Annotated in this window: 13 protein-coding genes; 5 read left to right on the top strand and 8 right to left on the bottom strand. The window is 73.9% G+C overall.

Annotation, left to right across the window (positions count from 1 at the left end; translation table 11 throughout):
- Positions 1-78: 78 nt before the first annotated feature.
- Positions 79-1,197 (bottom strand): ferredoxin reductase, encoded by a 1,119-nt coding sequence (locus Q9S36_RS42030; RefSeq protein ID WP_311290712.1) that lies wholly within the window; start codon positions 1,195-1,197, stop codon positions 79-81.
- A 103-nt stretch (positions 1,198-1,300) separates the two neighbouring features.
- Between Q9S36_RS42030 and Q9S36_RS42025 the strand changes: the two genes are divergently transcribed.
- Complete coding sequence (locus Q9S36_RS42025; protein WP_311290711.1) at positions 1,301-2,485, top strand: helix-turn-helix domain-containing protein; 1,185 nt, start codon at positions 1,301-1,303, stop codon at positions 2,483-2,485.
- Between the two features lie 9 nt (positions 2,486-2,494).
- Here Q9S36_RS42025 and Q9S36_RS42020 read toward each other — a convergent pair whose 3' ends face one another.
- The 6 genes from Q9S36_RS42020 to Q9S36_RS41995 form a co-directional block, all read right to left on the bottom strand.
- Entirely contained in the window at positions 2,495-4,843 is a 2,349-nt protein-coding gene (locus Q9S36_RS42020; RefSeq protein ID WP_311290710.1) for a GNAT family N-acetyltransferase, read from the bottom strand.
- Positions 4,840-6,618 (bottom strand): IucA/IucC family protein, encoded by a 1,779-nt coding sequence (locus tag Q9S36_RS42015; protein ID WP_311290709.1) that lies wholly within the window; start codon positions 6,616-6,618, stop codon positions 4,840-4,842. The genes Q9S36_RS42020 and Q9S36_RS42015 overlap by 4 nt, the downstream gene beginning before the upstream one ends.
- Positions 6,615-7,148 (bottom strand): GNAT family N-acetyltransferase, encoded by a 534-nt coding sequence (locus tag Q9S36_RS42010; RefSeq protein ID WP_311290708.1) that lies wholly within the window; start codon positions 7,146-7,148, stop codon positions 6,615-6,617. Before Q9S36_RS42010 ends, Q9S36_RS42015 begins: the two co-directional genes overlap by 4 nt.
- Positions 7,145-8,434 (bottom strand): SidA/IucD/PvdA family monooxygenase, encoded by a 1,290-nt coding sequence (locus tag Q9S36_RS42005; RefSeq protein WP_311290707.1) that lies wholly within the window; start codon positions 8,432-8,434, stop codon positions 7,145-7,147. The genes Q9S36_RS42010 and Q9S36_RS42005 overlap by 4 nt, the downstream gene beginning before the upstream one ends.
- Positions 8,431-9,909 carry an aspartate aminotransferase family protein gene (locus Q9S36_RS42000; protein WP_311290706.1) on the bottom strand — a complete coding sequence of 493 codons (1,479 nt, stop codon included), beginning with the start codon at positions 9,907-9,909 and terminating at the stop codon, positions 8,431-8,433. Before Q9S36_RS42000 ends, Q9S36_RS42005 begins: the two co-directional genes overlap by 4 nt.
- 88 nt (positions 9,910-9,997) lie before the next feature.
- Positions 9,998-11,491: an amidohydrolase gene (locus tag Q9S36_RS41995; RefSeq protein ID WP_311290705.1), complete on the bottom strand. Its 1,494-nt coding sequence runs from the start codon at positions 11,489-11,491 to the stop codon at positions 9,998-10,000.
- A gap of 65 nt (positions 11,492-11,556) precedes the next feature.
- Here Q9S36_RS41995 and Q9S36_RS41990 point away from each other — a divergent pair, with 65 nt between their 5' ends.
- Positions 11,557-12,207: a hypothetical protein gene (locus tag Q9S36_RS41990; RefSeq protein ID WP_311290704.1), complete on the top strand. Its 651-nt coding sequence runs from the start codon at positions 11,557-11,559 to the stop codon at positions 12,205-12,207.
- A gap of 13 nt (positions 12,208-12,220) precedes the next feature.
- Positions 12,221-12,859, top strand: a complete 639-nt coding sequence (locus Q9S36_RS41985; protein ID WP_311290703.1) for a hypothetical protein — start codon at positions 12,221-12,223, stop codon at positions 12,857-12,859.
- Positions 12,860-12,880: 21 nt separating this feature from the next.
- Here Q9S36_RS41985 and Q9S36_RS41980 read toward each other — a convergent pair whose 3' ends face one another.
- Positions 12,881-14,335 carry a serine/threonine-protein kinase gene (locus Q9S36_RS41980; protein ID WP_311290702.1) on the bottom strand — a complete coding sequence of 485 codons (1,455 nt, stop codon included), beginning with the start codon at positions 14,333-14,335 and terminating at the stop codon, positions 12,881-12,883.
- Between the two features lie 20 nt (positions 14,336-14,355).
- Between Q9S36_RS41980 and Q9S36_RS41975 the strand changes: the two genes are divergently transcribed.
- Positions 14,356-14,934: an RNA polymerase sigma factor gene (locus Q9S36_RS41975; RefSeq protein ID WP_311290701.1), complete on the top strand. Its 579-nt coding sequence runs from the start codon at positions 14,356-14,358 to the stop codon at positions 14,932-14,934.
- Positions 14,931-16,460, top strand: coding sequence for a M1 family metallopeptidase (locus tag Q9S36_RS41970; protein WP_311290700.1), 1,530 nt, complete (start codon positions 14,931-14,933; stop codon positions 16,458-16,460). The genes Q9S36_RS41975 and Q9S36_RS41970 overlap by 4 nt, the downstream gene beginning before the upstream one ends.
- Position 16,461 lies beyond the last annotated feature (1 nt).

Raw genomic sequence — 16,461 nt, 5'->3', positions numbered from 1 at the left:
TCGGATGTCCTTCCAGGCTCTGGTGGTTGAGGTGCGAGCGGAGCGGGCCTCGAAACCACTCGGTGGGGTCGGTGGGCGTCAGTGGTCGATGTGGCAGGGGCCGGCGGCGGCGTTGATGCAGGTCTGCACCTTGATCTCGCCGGTCTCGCCGGGGACGGCGGTGGTGATGGCGCCGTTGCGGAGGTCGCGGACGCTGCCCTCGCGCAGCGGGATCACGCAGCCCATGCAGATGCCCATCCGGCAGCCGCTCGGCATCAGCATCCCGGCCTCCTCGGCCGCGTCGAGGATCGGCGTGGCGCCGTCGAGCTCGAGGGTGGTGCCGGAGGAGAAGGTGACCGTGCCGCCGTCGCCGGGCTCGACGCGCGCGGTCCGGAACTGCTCGGTGGTGAGGGTCAGGCCCGCGGCCTCGTGGTGGTCGGCAAGGGCGTCGAGGAGGCCGGCCGGCCCGCAGGCGAGGGTCTGGCGCTCGGCGAGGTCGGGGACCAGGTCGGCGAGGTCGGCGACGTCGAGGACGCCGTGCTCGTCGTCGTACCGCGCGACGAGGCGGATCGCGCCCGCGGCGTCGAGGGCCTCGAGGTCGCGGATGAAGATCGAGTCGGGGTGGCTCGGCGCGACGTGCACCACGACGATGTCGTGGTCGGCGCTGCGCAACGGCCGCAGGACGCCCTCGTCGGTGCTCGGGAAGAGGTTGCGCAGCATCCCGATGACCGGGGTGATGCCCGAGCCGGCGGTGACCATGAGGAACTTGCCACCCGCGGGCGGCAGCACGAACTCGCCGGCCGCCTGCTCGAGGTGGACCAGGGTGCCGGGACGCGCCTCGTGGACGAGGTGGTTGCTGACCAGGCCGTCGGGCACGGCCTTGACGGTGATGGAGATCCGGCCGTCGCGCCGCGGGCCGTGGGTCAGGGAGTAGGCGCGCCACTGGCGGACGCCGTCGACGTCGATGCCGATGCGGAGGTACTGGCCGGGCACGTGGCCGGCCCAGTCGGCGCCGGGGCGGATCACGATGGTCGCGGCGTCGGCGGTCTCGGGGTGCACGGACTCGATGCGCCCGCGCAGGTCCGCGCCGGAGCGCAGCGGCGCGAAGAGGTCCATGAAGTCGGCCGGGAGGTACGGCGTGGTGGCAGCCTCGGCGACGCGGACCAGGTGGTCGCGGACGCGGGCGCCACGCACGGGCGGCTCGAGAGTCGTGCTCATGTCATCAAATGTCGCGGATCCGGCGCGGATCTTCCTGCCCCTCGCACGTGAATCGGGGCTAGACTCTTGTTCGTCGCGAACAAAAGACCGACCGGGAGGCCCGATGTCCACACGCCCTGTGCGCGGTGCCACACAAATGCAGACGGTGGTCGGCCTCGACCCCGAGGTGGCCGAGGCGCTGCGCGCCCGGCTGGCAGAAGTCGCCGACCGCGTCGTGCTCACCATCATCGACGAGGTGCCCAGCTATGCCGGCGCGTTCAGCGGCCGGATGGGCGAGGTGATCCGCAACGCGGTCCAGCTCGCGCTCGGCGGCTTCCTCACCCTCGCCACCCGCCAGCACGGCAAGACGCCCCCCAAGGCGCCGGCGATCGAGGGCGCCTACCAGCTCGGCCGCGGCGAGGCCCGCAGCGGCCGGACCGTCGAGGCGCTCCTCGCCGCCTACCGCGTCGGCGCGCGCACGTCGTGGCGCGACATGGCCGACGCCGCGGTCCACGCCGGGATCGACGCCGAGCAGCTGGCCCGGTTCGCCGAGCTGGTCTTCGCCTACATCGACGAGCTCTCGGCCGCCTCCGTGGCCGGGCACACCGACGAGCTCGAGAGCAGCGGCCGGGTCCGGCAGCGCAACCTGGAGCGGCTCGCGCGGGCGCTGCTCACCGGTGCCCCGGTCGACGCCGTCAACGCGGCCGCCGAGCGCGCCGACTGGGAGCCGCCCGGCGCGCTGACCGCCGTCGTGTTGCCGGAGTCGCAGGTCTCCCACGCCCTGACCGCGCTCGACCCACGGACGCTCCAGCCCACCGACGACGTCCCCGGGCTGCCGGAGGGCCACGCCTCGCTGCTCGTCCCGAGCACCGGCTCGGCCACCGCGCGGCGCTCGTTGCTGCGCGCGCTCAGGGGCACCGACGCCGTGGTCGGCCCCAGCACGACGTGGTTGGAGGCGTCGGCGTCGTACCGCCGGGCCCTGCGATGCACCGCGCTGGGGCTCGAGGGCCTGGTCGACTCCGACGAGCACCTCGCGGCGCTCGTGCTGGCCGCCGACGCCGAGGCCCGCGCCGACCTGCGAGCCCGGGTGCTCGCGCCGCTGGCCGACCTGCGGCCCTCCACCGCCGAGAAGCTCACCGACACCCTCCGCAGCTGGCTCCTGCACCACGGCCGCCGCGACGCGGTGGCCGAGGAGCTCTTCGTCCACGCCCAGACCGTGCGCTACCGCGTCGGCCAGCTCCGCGAGGTGTACGGCGACCGGCTGGAGGACCCGGCCTTCGTGCTCGACGCCACCCTCGCGCTGGCCTGAGCGGGCGCCTCAGGACCCAGCAGCCTCGGGCCGGGGCAGGAACGCGAGCTGCGCCGTCTTCGGCGGGAGGTCGGGCATCGGGGCGGGGATCTCGGTGACCGGGCCGAGCTCGGCTCCCAGCCGCTGCAGCAGCGCGACGGACTTGTGGTTGGCGACGTCGGGCTCGAGGACGACGCGGCACACCCGGGGGTCAGCGAAGACGTGGCCCAGGAGGAACTGCACCAGCTCGGGCGTGCGCCCGGCGCGGGCCGCGTCGTTGGCGAGGAAGAGGTGCACGCCGAGGTCACCGGGCTGCCGGTCGTAGTGCTCGCCGATCTCGTCGACGAACGGGTCGTAGGTCTGCACGAGCGCAACGGGGCGGTCGCCGAGGAGCACGAACGAGGCCGTGAGGTGGTCCTGCTCGTCGATCCAGCCGTAGATGCCGGCGACCTCCTCGACCGTGCGCGCGCCCATGCCCCAGAAGGCCGCACGCGGCTCGGTGAACCACCCGTGCAGCAGCGGGGCGTCAGCGTCGGGGGCCACGCGGCGGAGGGCGAAGGTGGCGGTGACGGGGAGCAAGGTGCCGTCCTTCCAGGCGGGGAACTGGTCGTCGTGGTGCGCGTCGCCCGGGATGCCGCGAGCACCGAGCGGGACCGCCCAGCGGCTGCTCGACCGGTCGGCGAGGTCCCACACGAGGCGGGCGATCGGACCGGTGGTGCAGGCGTCGGTGCCGGGGATCCACCGGGTGGAGGCCACGCACTCGGTGTCGCCGTCGAGCCCCTGGCCGGTGACGGCCGGGAGGTACGGCGACGGGTCGAGGCCGAGGTCGGCCAGGGCGTGGCACGGCGCGAACCGGTGGCGCTCGCCCCAGGTCTGCGGCGGCAGGGCCGCGACCTGCGCCAGCGCGTCGGCCGCGAGCGCCGCCAGGTCGAGCCCGGGAGGCGGCGCGGCGAGCAGGTCGGGCAGGACGCGGGCCACCCGGCTGGGGAGGTGCCACCACGGCACCAGCACCTCGGCGTGGACCGGTGGCGTCGCCGCCCGGGCCGACGCGAGGACCGGGTGCGCGACGAGCGCGGCGACGAGCGCGTCGCGCACGGCGGCGTACGTCCCGGCGGTCGTGGAGCCGGCGGACATCGCTCCGTCCCAGTCCTCCAGCTGCGCGACGATCCGGCGGCTCGGGTCCGGGAGGTCGCCGAGGCCCCGCAGCAGCGCGAGCAGCGCACCGCCCGAGGTGTCGAGCACGTCGGTGACGACCGACGTCGCGGCCGCGACGTCGACGTGGCCCTCCTGCAGGAGCGCGGCGATCCGGTCGCGGCGCCAGGAGGGGGCGAAGCGGTCGGACAGCACGTCCCAGCGCTCGTCCGTGCGGTCGTTCGCCGTCACGGCCACGTCCGACGGTGCGACCTCGGTCCGGGGCAGCTCGGCCCAACCGGTCCACTCCCCGCCCTCGCGGACCGGCACCCGGCCGGCGACGCGGTGGAGCACCCGTCCGGACGTGTCGGCGACGAGGACGTTGTTGACCGGTTCCACCCAGTGCTCGAGCGCCGCGTCGACGTCGGCGACCGAGCGGGCCCGGAGGAGCGGCAGCACGGCGCAGAGCCCGGTGTCGCCCAGCTCGGCCGTCGGCGTCCGGACCACCAGGCGGCCGTCGACCACGTCCACGTCCTGGTAGTCGGCCATCGCGTTGGTGACGGCCCACGCGACGTGCCCGGTGTGGCCGAAGTGCTGCACGCCGGGCACGCCGGGGAAGGCCAGCCCGACGACGTCGACCTCGTCGCACGCGAGCCCGACCTGCTGGTAGATCCCCGGCGACTCGAAGACCCGGTGCGGGTCGGCGCCGATGAGCGGCGACCCGGACGCCGTGCGCGCGCCGCCGACCGCGAACGCGTTGCTGCCGTGCGGCGGCTCGCCGACGCCGAGCAGCCCGGCCAGCCGGGGGTCGAGACCAGGCCCGACCGACGCTGCCCAGAGCTTCGTCGGGAACCCTGCGAAGAGGACGTGCTGGACGAGGAAGACCGCCAGGGGCGTCCACGGCTGCCACGAGCCCGGGGCGGGGTGGGCGGCCAGCTCGGGGGACGTGGCACCGTCGGCGAAGCCGGCCCGCACCCCGTCGACGTACGCCGCGAAGAACGCCTGCGACTCCGGGTCGAGCGCGTCGAGCCCGCGACGGGCCGTGCCCTCGATGTCGAGGTCGCGGGCGAGCGCGTCCCAGGCACCCGACCCGCCGAGCGCACCGACGCGGGCCTCGCCCCGCAGCCGCTCGACCTCCAGCTGCCAGGCCCGGTCATGGGCGGTCACCCGCCCCTGCTCGAAGGCGAGGTCGTGGAGTCGGCGGGCGCGGACGTGCGGGACGCCGTACCGGTCCCGGTGGACGCTCACCGGCGTGCGGCCGGGTTGCGGAGGGTGCCGGCGAAGATCAGCGACTCGGCCTGGTCGGCGAGGTCGACCATCTGGAGGGTGTTGCGCAGCTGGAGGCGGTTGAGGCAGCTGTGCGCGAACTCCTCGCGGAGCAGGTCGTACGTCGCCACGGCGGGGGCGAGCTCCGGGTGGTCGGCGGCGTGGTCGGCGATGCAGTCGTGCACCAGGGCCCAGAAGTCGTCGTCGGGCAGCAGGCCGGACTCGTCGAGGAGGGCGCCGAGGTGGCGCAGGAAGCCGTCGAAGACGTCGGTGTGCACCGCCAGCGCGGCCAGGTCGGGCGTGACGACGGCGCGGATCCGGGCGACCGCCTCCGGCAGCGGCCGGTCGGTGAGGACGGCCACCTCCTCGCCGATGTCCTTCATGACCATCCGCGTCGGCACGTGGTCGCGCAGCACCATCAGGAGGTTCTCGCCGTGCGGCATGAAGGCGAGGTCGTGGGCGAGCAGGCAGTGCACGACGGGCCGCAGGTAGGCACGGAGGTAGCGCGCCACCCACGTCGCCGCATCGAGGCCCGAGGCCCCGATGAGCTCGCCGACCAGGGGCACGCCGGACGCGTCGCGGTGCAGCAGCGACGCCATCGTGGCCAGCCGCTCGCCCTCCGCCAGGTGCGGCACCGGGCTCTCGCGCCAGAGCGCGGCGACCATCTTGCGGTAGGGAGACGCGACCGGGATCCGGTGGTAGGCATCACCGGTCCAGCCGATCGCGGCGTGCTCCCTGAGCACGGTGAAGCCGAGCGAGACCAGCTCGTCGTCACCCGCGACCAGCTCGGCCACCCAGTCGTTGATCGCCGGGGTGGCGGCCATGTAGGCCGGCGACAGCCCGCGCAGGAACCCCATGTTCTGCACCGCGAGCGCGACCTTCACGTAGGAGCGCTCGGGGTGGTCGACGGGGAAGAACGTCCGGATGGACTGCTGCGCGCGGTGGGCACCGGGTCCCTCGCCCAGCGGCACGATGGCCTGCCGGGCGACGTCGGGGGCGAAGGTGATCGCGAGCCGGTTGGTCCACTGCCACGGGTGGACGGGCAGGTAGAGGTGGTCGGCGGGGTCGAGCCCGAGGTCGCGCAGCCGCTTCTCGAAGTCGACGAGCACCTCCTCGCCGAGCTCCTCGAGGTAGTGCTGCTCCTCGGTCCGGCCGTCCGAGAGCGAGAGCTGCGCCTCGTCGCGGCGCACGGCGACCCACCACAGGCGCACGTCCGCGCCCGCCTCGGGCGCGAAGGCCGGGTGGTCGTCGGCGCCGAAGCCGATGCGGCCGTTGTTGGCGACGAAGCCGGGGTGGCCCTCGGTCATCGCGGCCTCGATGGTCTGGTGGTCGGCGTGGACGAGGTCGGCCGAGGACAGGGTGTGGTGGGTGAGCTTCCACGCGGCGGACGCGAGGGTGGCCGCGACCTCCTCGAGGTAGACCGCCAGCAGGTGGTCGGGGATGCCGAGGGCGTCGAAGCAGTCGACCACGAAGTCCTGGGCGTCGACGGGTGCGGGCTCCCCCGCGACCGTACGACGCACCGACCCCGCGTCGACGGTCCAGTGCTCGAGCGGGTGCCGTCGTGCGGTGAACGTCCAGGTCGACCCGCCGAGGTCGAGCCGCCACCCGTCGCCGGCCTCGACGGGGGCGAGCAGCCGCTCGTGGCTCAGCTCGGCGATCGCCTTGGCGACCAGGTGGCGGTGGGCGCGCGCCATCGCGCCGGGGGTCAGGTGGGCGGTCAGGTCCGTCATCGGGTGGGTCGTGGCGTGGTCGGTCATGCTGCTCCTCCGAGGGCGGATGCGGTGAAGGCCGCGCGGCTGCAGAAGCTCAGCGCCGCGGTCTTGTCGGGCAGGTCGACGGTCCGCGCGACGAGGAAGCCGGCGGCGGCGTTGAGGGCGGCGATGCGGTCGTTGCGCACGTCGGGCTCGACGACCACGCGCCGCACGGCCGGGTCGGCGAAGCACTCCTGCATCACCCGCCGCACCACCGCCGCGGTGAAGCCGTGGACCGGGCGGTCGGTGGGGGCGACGAGGACGTGCATGCCCACGTCGCCGGGCCGCAGCTCGGGCAGCCCGGCCAGCGGCGAGTGCGCGGGGTCGTAGCGCTCCATCAGGAAGGCCGGGTCCCCGTCGGCGCGGCCGAGGAGCGCGTCGTGGTGCGGGTCGTCGGCGATCCGGGCGTACTCCTCGTGCACGTGCTCCGGCGTGGCGTCCTGCATGCCCCAGAAGACCGAGCGCGGGTGGGTCACCCAGGCGTGCAGCAGCGCGAGGTCGCGGGTCGGGTCGAGGGGTTCGAGGGTGAGCCTCATCGGGCCGCGACCTCCTCGCCCGCCGGGTGGCGGTAGCGGTCGGGGATCCCCCACTCCTGGAAGGCGATCCGCTTCTCGACGGGGTACGGCTCGCGGCCGAGGACCTGGGCGAGGATCACCGAGCTGCGCATCGCGCCCATGCCGAGGTCGGGGGCGACGAAGCCGTGCGTGTGCTCCTCGGCGTTCTGCACGAAGACCTCGGCGTCGGCGTGGTCGACGGCGAAGGTCGGACCGGCGAGGAACCGGCCGCGCTCGTCCCAGCGGATGCGGTCGCGCACCGGCGCGAGGAAGTCGGGCACGCGCGGCGCGTAGCCGGTGGCGAGCACGAGCGACTCGGTGGCGAGCCGCCCGGTCGTCCCCTGCTCGGTGTGGCGCAGGTCGAGGGTGTAGCGGTGCCCGTCCCAGTGGGCGCCGGTCACCTCGGTCGCGGTGAGCAGCGTGGTGTCCACGCCGCCGGTCGCCTCGCGGCGGTAGAGCTCGTCGAAGATCGCGTTGATCGTCTCCGAGCTGATGCCCTTGGAGAGCGCGGCCTGCCCTGCCTGCACCTCGGCGCGTCGCCGGGCCGGCAGCGCCTGGAAGTACGCCGACCACTCCGGCGAGGTCATCTCGAGGGTGAGCTTGGTGTACTCCATCGGGAAGAACCGTGGCGAACGGGTCAGCCAGGTGAGCTCGAAGCCGTGGTCCTCCTGCTCGCCGAGCAGGTCGGCGTAGACCTCGGCGGCGCTCTGCCCGCTGCCCACCACGGTCACCGAGCCGCTGGCGAGCAGCGACGCCTTCCGGTCGAGGTAGTCGGCGGAGTGCAGCGCCGGGCCGTCGACGTCGAACGGCAGCCGCGGCGTGGTGCCGGTGCCGAGCACGAGGTGGCGCGCCCGCCAGCTCCTGCCGGTCGCGGACCGCACCAGGTAGGCCTCGCCGTCGTGCTCGACGGTCACGACCCGCTCGCCCCAGCGCACGGAGTCGAGGCGCTCGGCCGCCCACCGGCAGTAGTCGTCGTACTCACGGCGGAGGGGGTAGAAGCTCTCCCGGATGTAGAAGGGGTAGAGCCGCCCGACGTCCTTGAGGAACGCCAGGTAGGAGAAGCGCGAGGTCGGGTCGGCGAGCGTCACCAGGTCGGCCAGGAAGGGGACCTGCAGCGTCGCGCCGGGCAGCATCATCCCGGGGTGCCAGGAGAACCCGTCGGCGGCGTCGAGGAAGACCGCGTCGAGGTCGTCGATCGGGTCGGCCAGGCAGGCGAGGCCGAGGTTGAAGGGGCCCACACCGATTCCGAGCAGGTCGTACGTCGTCATCGCGCCACCGCCAGCGGCTTCCGCAGCGCCGACGGGGCGGCGGGCTCCCCGGCGATCCGCCGGCCCGCCTCGCGCACCATCTCGACGACGCCGAGGACGTCGGCCACGGTGGCGACCGGGTTGAGCAGGGTCAGCTTGAGGTGGCTGCGCCCGTCGACGCGGGTGGCCGCCACCAGTGCGCGCCCCTCGTCGAAGAGCTCGGCCCGGATCGCGGCGTTGAGCCGGGCGAGCGCCGGCTCGTCGAGACCGGGTGGCCGGTACCGGAACACGATCGTGCTGATCTGGGGCGCGGCGGCGACCTCGATGTCCGGCCAGGCGGTGAGCTCCGCGGCGACCGCGTCGGTCAGGTCGATCACCGTGTCGAGGAGGTCACCGATCGCGTCGGCCCCCATCACCCGCAGGGTCATCCAGAGCTTGAGCGCCTCGAAGCGCCGGGTGGTCTGCAGGCTCTTGTCGACCTGGTTGGGGTGGGCGGAGTCCTTCGGGTTGAGGTAGTCGGCGTGCCAGGTGACGTGCCCGAGCGTCGCGCCGTCGCGGACGAGCAGCGCGCTGCACGAGACGGGCTGGAACCAGGTCTTGTGGTAGTCGACGGCCACCGAGTCGGAGAGCTCGATGCCGTCCAGCCAGCCGCGCCGGCGCCGGGAGACCAGCAGGCCGCCGCCGTAGGCCGCGTCGACGTGGAACCACGCGCCGTAGGCGCGAGCCAGGGCGGCGACCTCGGGAAGGGGGTCGATCGCGCCGAAGTCGGTGGTGCCGGCCGTGGCCACCACGGCCATCGGCACGTCGCCGGCGGCGGCGCAGTCGGCCAGGGCGGCCGCCAGGGCGGCAGGGTCCATCCGCCGGGAGGCGTCGACGGGCACCGGGACCACGGCGGCGTCGCCGAGCCCGAGCATCCGGGCCGCCTTCTGGACCGAGAAGTGGCCGTCGGCGCTGGCGAGGATCCGCAGGCGGTCGGCGGGCGCGCCCTGCTGGTTCATCGTCTGGTCACGGGCCAGCAGCAGCGCCTGCAGGTTGGACTGGGTGCCACCGGTGGTGAAGATGCCGTCGGCGCCGGCGTCGTACCCGATCCGGGCGGCGGTCCAGTCGACGAGGTGCCGCTCGATGAAGGTGGCGCCGGCGCTCTGGTCGAAGGTGTCGAGGCTGGCGTTCACGCCGCTGACGAACACCTCGGCGGCGAGCGCCGGGATGACCACGGGGCAGTTGAGGTGCGCCGCCGCCGTCGGCTCGTGGAACCAGATGGCGTCGTCGAGCCAGAGCCGCGACAGCTCGTCGAGGGCGTCGGCGCCGCCGCCGAGCGGCCGGTCGAGGTCGACGGACGCGACGCGCGTGGCCGCTTCCCGCGGCGTGACGCCGGTGAGCGGGCGTCCGGTCGTCGAGCCGAGGTGGTCGACGAGGCGGTCGACGGCGGCGCCGACGGCCTGTCGGTAGCCGGCGGCGTTGGCCGGGTGGAAGAGGTGCTGCCGAGGTGCGCCCACGTGCGATGCTCCCGAGACGAAGGGGTTAGGTAAGGCTTACCTTACCCATCGCACCGCGATTGGCTACGTGGCCCGGGTCACACCCCGCTCACGGTCGACGCGAGAACACCTCGTCCCCGGCGACCCAGGTCGCCACGACGTGCCCGGCGAAGCCGCGCAGCGCCACGCCGTGGTCCCGGTCGGACGCGCCGGCGAGCGGGTCGGCGTCGAGCTGCACCAGGTCCGCCGGGTGTCCGGCCGCGACGGTGCCCCAGCCGTCGGTCGACGCCGCGAGTGCCTCCCTGGCCGTGATCGCCTGCTCCGGGTGCCAGGGCTCGCGGTCGTCACCCGAGCGGTGCACGGCTGCCGCCATCGCCAGCCAGGGGTCGAGGGGCGAGACCGGCGCGTCCGAGCCGAGCACGACGTCGACGCCGTCGTCGAGCATCCAGCGCAGGGGGAAGCAGCGCTCCGCGCGGCCGGGCCACAACCGCTCGGTCACGTCGCGGTCGTCGATGAGGTGGGCCGGCTGCACGCTGGCGCGGACGCCGAGCGCGGCCATCCGGCGTACGTCGTCGCGGGTGGTGAGCTGCACGTGCTCGATCCCGCCGTGGGCGCCGGTGTCGGCGAACGCCTCGAGCGCCTCGGTGACCGCCCGGTCGCCGATGGCGTGCACGGCGACGTCGAGGCCGCCGGCCACCGCACGGGCGAGCAGCCCGCGGAGCTCGGCCGGCGTCTGGTTGGGCTGGCCCGACTCGTTGCCCGGGACGGCCTTCTCGGCGTAGGGCTCGCAGCACCAGGCGGTGCGGGTGTTGAGCGAGCCGTCGCTGATGATCTTGAGCGGGCCCATCGTCAGCCGCGGGTCGTCGGCGAGCGGGTCGCCGGACCGCAGCCCGCGGGCCAGCACGTCGTCGAGCCCGTCGGCGTAGCAGGCGTGCCGGACCCGGATGAGGTCGGCCCCGCCCGCCCAGCGGGCGACCCAGTCGGCGACGCCGCCGCTGAACTCGAGGTCCACCACGCCGACCACGCCCTGCGCGGCGGCAGCCTCCATCGAGCGCCGGTAGGCCTCGGGGCTCGTCCCGTCCGAGCCGACCATCGCGCCGAGCCGGCCGTAGGCCTGGAACCACTCGGCCTCGCTGACCACGCTGTCGCGGATCGGCAGGGCGAGCATGTGGAGGGCGGTCGTGTTGAGCCAGCCGTGGTGACCATCGCCCGCGATCAGGACGATCGGCTGGTCGGTGTCGATGGCGTCGAGGGCGGAGACCGTGGGGTTGTCCGGCCACGCGGTCGGCCGGTGGCCCCAGCCGATGACGGGGAGGTCCGGCCACTGCCCGAGCCGCTCGCGCACCAGCGCCACCGCCTCCTCGCTCGACCGCGCCGGACCGAGGTCGAGGCGCGCGGACGCCAGGGTCCACTGGCCGAGGTGCACGTGCTGGTCCCAGAGGCCCGGCATCAGCCAGCCGCCGTCGACGTCGTACGTCGTCTCGCTGCCCGCCGCGTCGAGGCCGGCGCCGACCTCGACGACCCTGCCGTCCCGGACCCGCACGTCGACGAGCCCGGGGACGTGCTCGGTGACCGCCACCAGGTGGGCGTTGCGCAGCAGCATGGGGCCACCGTAGGAGGTGACGCGGGCGCGGCGGGGCCCCGGGCCGGTTGGCTAGGCTGGCACTCGTGGAATGGCGGGGGCCTGCAGTGCTGGTCGTGCTCCTGGCGGTCGGCGCCGGGAGCGGCTACGCCGCGTCCGCACAGACCCGCGACACCAGCATCGGCGCCGGGGTGCCCGCCCCCGTGCCCCTCGAGGACCCCGACCTCCCGGTCGAGAAGCCGCGCCCCTACACGCCCGACCCGGACGACCCGACGCTCGAGCCGGACCTGCCGATGACGACGGGGACGATGGGCACGGGGAAGTTCGAGATCCTCTTCCCGGTGCCGCGGGGCTGGCGCACCAACGCCAACGCCTCCAACGAGATGAAGTTCAAGGCGCCGGGCACGTCCAACAACAGCTACGTGATGCGCGTCGAGCAGATCGACAGCCAGGACATCACCATCGAGGACGCGATCGACATCCGCGTCGAGCGGCTGCGCGCCGAGCAGGAGGACGTGGTCATCGTCGACCGCGGCGCGAGCTCGCTGGAGTACACCTACCGCAGCAACGAGGGCAACGCCCGCCACAGCTTCATGCGCTGGCTCGACCTCGACGCCAGCGGGCAGGCCGACGTCGAGATCGTGGTGCACGGCCGCGAGCGCGACGTCCCCGGCAGCAAGGACCTCATCGCGACCGTGGCCGCGGGCATGCGCGGCGCGACCGGCGGGCCCGTCTAGTGGTGTTGGATCCATGGCTGTGACGACACGTGGCCCGTTCGTGCTGGGGCTGCTGCTCCTGCTGGGCACGGCGGCCGGCTTCGGCATCTCGCTGGCCGTCGCCGAGCACCCGCCGGGCAGCGGCGCCGCGACACCGGTGGCCGCCCAGTCCCCGAGCCTGCCGGTCGACCCGGTGCCGGAGCTCCTGCCCGATCCTCCGACCGTGCCGCTCGCGCCGTCGCTCGACCTGGTCCGCACGAGCGTCGGCACCGGCGACTTCAAGATGTCGCTTCCCGTCCCCGAGGGCTGGAACTTCTACGTCAACTCGCTCAACGAATGGCAGTGGCGACCGCCGGACCAGCCCGACTTCGGCTACGTCCTGCGCGTCGAGCAGGTGCTCAGCAACCGGCGCTCCATCGAGTGGACCCTCGACAACCGGATCGCCGAGCTCGACGAGGACGAGGAGAACGTCGAGATCCTCAGCCAGGACGACGGGCTCCTGCACTTCACCTTCGTCACCTCCAACCACCTCCGGCACGGCTACCTCACCTGGCTCGACCTCACCGGCTCCGACAACGCGCAGGTCGAGATCGCGGTCACCGGGCGCAAGGTCGACGACGCGGGCATGGCCGACCTCATCGCCCGGGTCGCGGCCGGGATGAAGCTCGGCTGAGCAGCCCCCGGCACCCCTCGCTCAGGCGAAGACCGACACCGAGTCGAGCACCCGGTTGGCGGTGGCGCGGTCAGCGCTGCGCACCTGCACCCACAGCAGCTGGCTCTCGTTGACCTGGACGACCCGCTCGACGGTGTAGTCGGCGCCGGGGCACCCGTTGAAGAAGACCGTCATCGAGCGGTCGCCGTCGCGCTCGTCGAAGACCGGCTTGCGGGCGGTCTCGCAGGCCGGGTGCTGGGGAACGCGCGTCGGCAGCTTCTCGCCCTCGAGGAGCCCCACGAAGACGCCCTCGGCGGGCTCGGCGTCGGTGTTCCACCCGGCGCGCACGCCGGCGGCGATGGAGGGCTGCTCCTGCTGGCTCTCCGGCGGGGTCCACGACTCGGGGTCGACCTGCGCGGTCCAGGCCTCCGGCACGGTGACCGAGATCGTGCCGGACGCGTCGTCGATGGTGCGGTCGGTGGTCGCCGCCCGCTCGAGGCTCCACCCGAGGCCGCCACCGATCGCCAGCGCGAGCACGCCGGCGACCACCCACGGCCACGCGCGACGGCGTACGGCGTCGGGCAGGGGCGGCAGGCTGCCGGCGATGCCCGTGCCCGCCGGCCCCCCGGCGGCCTGGGTGAGCTCGGGGTCGGGCGGGATCCACGCCTGCGGCGCCTCGTCCATCTCGCCGCCGAGGGAGTCGACGAGCGCGGCGACGAACGACTCGACGTCGGGGTAGCGGTCGTCGCGGTCCTTGGACAGCGCCTTCAGCACGACGGCCTCGGCGTCGGGGTTGTCGATCTCCATCGGCGGCGGCGGAGCCGGGTCCTCGGCCGCGGCGAGGCTCTTGTGGTCGTAGGGCTGGCGGCCGGCGAGGAGGTAGTAGCTCAGCGCGGCGAGGGAGAACTGGTCGGCACGCGGGTCGAGGCCCTCGCCCAGCGCCTGCTCGGGCGCGACGTAGGTCGGCGTGCCACCGACCATCGTCAGCCGCGACGACATGTCCATCGCCTTGCCGAGGCCGAGGTCGCCGACCATGGCGACGACCTGGGAGCCGCGGCCGTTCTCGACCGTGCGGAACAGCACGTTGGCGGGCTTGATGTCGCGGTGCAGCACGCCGCGGTCGTGCAGCGCGGTCAGGCCCTGGCCGACCTGGGCGATGACTGTCAGCGCCTGCGCGGGCTCGAGGGCCGACAGCTCGAGCCGGTCGGCGAGCGTGCCCTGGTCGGCGTACGCCATCACGAGGTAGGGGCGGTCGTCGGCGAGCTCGCCGGCGTCGTAGACGGTCACCACGTGCGGCGACTCGACCTTGCGCAGGAAGCGGCCCTCCTCCAGGAAGCGCTGGCGGATGTGGAGGTCGCCGGTCCAGTTGTCCGCCAGCACCTTGATGGCCACGGGCGAGTCGAGGTGCTCGTCGTAGGCCAGCCAGACGGTCGCGAAGGCCCCGGACCCGATGCGACGGCGCACCGGGTACCGACCGAGACGAGAGGGAGCGGACACCCGGGCATTATCGTGCAGGGGTGGACTATTCGGGGGACGGCGGGGCCGCACTGGCGCCGGACGAGATCGACGCACTGGCCCGGGACGCCCGTGAGGGCGACCGCGACGCGCTGGAGCGGCTGCTCGCGGAGGTGCGCCCGCGGGTGCTGAACATCTGCCGCGGGGTGCTGCCCTACTCCGGCGACGCGGAGGACGCCTGCCAGGAGGCGATGCTCAACGTCGCCACCAAGATCGGCAGCTGGGGCGGCCGCGGCCGCTTCACGACCTGGCTGCACATCGTGGCGGTCAACAGCGCCCGGACGACGTACCGACGACTGCGCAACCTCGCGACGCCGACCGACTTCGAGGACGGCGCCCACGACCGACCCGACCCGCGCACCACGAGCGTCATCGCCGGCACCCGCCTCGACCTCCTCGAGGCCATGGAGACGATCGAGCGCGACCACCCGCAGTTCGTCGAGCCGCTGCTGCTGCGCGACGTCTACGGCCTCCCCTACGACGAGATCGCTGCGCTGGTCGACGCGCCGCTCGGCACGGTGAAGGCGCAGATCCACCACGGGCGCAAGCTCGCCCGGCCCCTGCTCCGGGGCGACAGATGAGGCTCGCCCGCCGGTCGGGTGCGCTGCGCACCCGGCTCGGCGCGGCGGCCGTGCTGGTCCTCCTCGTCGGCTGCTCGACCGAGCAGGGTGGCGACGAGGGGCTCGAGACCCCCGACGCCACGACCAGCGGGGCAACCGGCGGGTCCACCGAGGAGGTCGTCGCGCCCACCTCGCCGGCCCCGGTCACCGAGCCGGTCGAGCAGGACCTCGACCTGGCGCTCTCCACGCCCGTCGAGGACAGCGTCTACCCCGACGTCGGCGACCCGCGCGTCGACGCGCTGCTCTACGACCTCGACCTCACCTGGGACCCGGCCGAGCGGGAGCTGACCGGGCAGGCGGTCATCGACTTCCGCGCCACGCGCCGGGCGCCCCGCTTCCAGCTCGACCTCGGTCGCGCGCTGGACGTCGGCGCGGTCTCTCTCGACGGCGAGCGGGTCGACGTCGTCCGACGCGGCAAGGACCTCGTGGTCCAGGCACCGATCGTCGCCGACCAGCGCTACCGGCTCAGCGTCGACTACGCCGGCACCCCGCGGCCCACGCCCGCGCCCACGACGCGCGGTGACTTCTCCACCACCGGCTTCACGATCACCGAGGCCGGCGAGGTCTGGACGATGCAGGAGCCCTACGGCGCCTTCACCTGGTACCCGGTCAACGACCAGCCGTCCGACAAGGCGCTCTACGACGTGACGGTGCACGCGCCCGCCCCGTGGACCGGCGTCTCCAACGGCCACCTCACCGAGCTGACCACCGACGAGGACGGCACCACCACCTCGTGGCAGCTCACCGAGCCGGCGTCGTCGTACCTCGTCACGCTCGCCATCGGCGACTACGCCCACAGCAGCAACACGACCACGGCCGGCCTGCGCGTCGACTACTGGACGCCGCGCGGCATGGCGCAGCACCTCGACCAGGTGCAGGGTGCGGCGGCCGCGGTGGACTGGATCGAGGCGCGGCTCGGCCCCTACCCCTTCGACTCGCTCGGCCTGGTGGTCACCGACTCGATGAGCGCCATGGAGACGCAGACCATGGTGACCCTCGGCAACAACGACTACGTCCTCTCGCCGGCGGTGATCGCCCACGAGCTCGTGCACCAGTGGTACGGCGACCAGGTCTCGCCCAGCGACTGGCGCGACGTCTGGCTCAACGAGGGCATGACGATGCTGATGCAGTGGCTCTACCAGGACGAGCACGACATCCAGACGCTGCGCGCCAGCGTCGCCGGCGCCCGGGCCGCCGACCAGGGGCTGCGCGACGAGTACGGCCCTCCCGGCGACTACGACCCGCGGCAGTTCGGCGGCTCGAACATCTACACCACCCCCGGCCTGATGTGGAACGAGCTGCGCGTGGAGCTCGGCGACGACGAGTTCTTCCGGGTCGCCCGCTCGTGGCTCACGGAGAACGACAACGCCTCCGTCAGCCGCGAGCAGCTCTACGACCACTGGGAGGAGGAGACGGGTCTCGAGCTGTCCGCCTTCTTCGACGCCTGGATCACCGGCCCCACGACGCCCGAGCCCGGCGTGGCCTAAC

It is taken from the genome of Microbacterium sp. ARD31, assembly GCF_031844425.1.
This window is presented reverse-complemented; position numbering and strand designations above follow the sequence as displayed.

Bases quoted from the DNA above. Each gene is read 5' to 3' on its own strand.
- Q9S36_RS42010 (WP_311290708.1), bottom strand. From the start codon at position 7,148: ATGAGGCTCACCCTCGAACCCCTCGACCCGACCCGCGACCTCGCGCTG.
- Q9S36_RS42025 (WP_311290711.1), top strand. From the start codon at position 1,301: ATGTCCACACGCCCTGTGCGCGGTGCCACACAAATGCAGACGGTGGTC.
- Q9S36_RS41970 (WP_311290700.1), top strand. From the start codon at position 14,931: ATGAGGCTCGCCCGCCGGTCGGGTGCGCTGCGCACCCGGCTCGGCGCG.
- Q9S36_RS42005 (WP_311290707.1), bottom strand. From the start codon at position 8,434: ATGACGACGTACGACCTGCTCGGAATCGGTGTGGGCCCCTTCAACCTC.
- Q9S36_RS41985 (WP_311290703.1), top strand. From the start codon at position 12,221: ATGGCTGTGACGACACGTGGCCCGTTCGTGCTGGGGCTGCTGCTCCTG.
- Q9S36_RS42030 (WP_311290712.1), bottom strand. From the start codon at position 1,197: ATGAGCACGACTCTCGAGCCGCCCGTGCGTGGCGCCCGCGTCCGCGAC.
- Q9S36_RS42015 (WP_311290709.1), bottom strand. From the start codon at position 6,618: ATGACCGACCACGCCACGACCCACCCGATGACGGACCTGACCGCCCAC.
- Q9S36_RS41995 (WP_311290705.1), bottom strand. From the start codon at position 11,491: ATGCTGCTGCGCAACGCCCACCTGGTGGCGGTCACCGAGCACGTCCCC.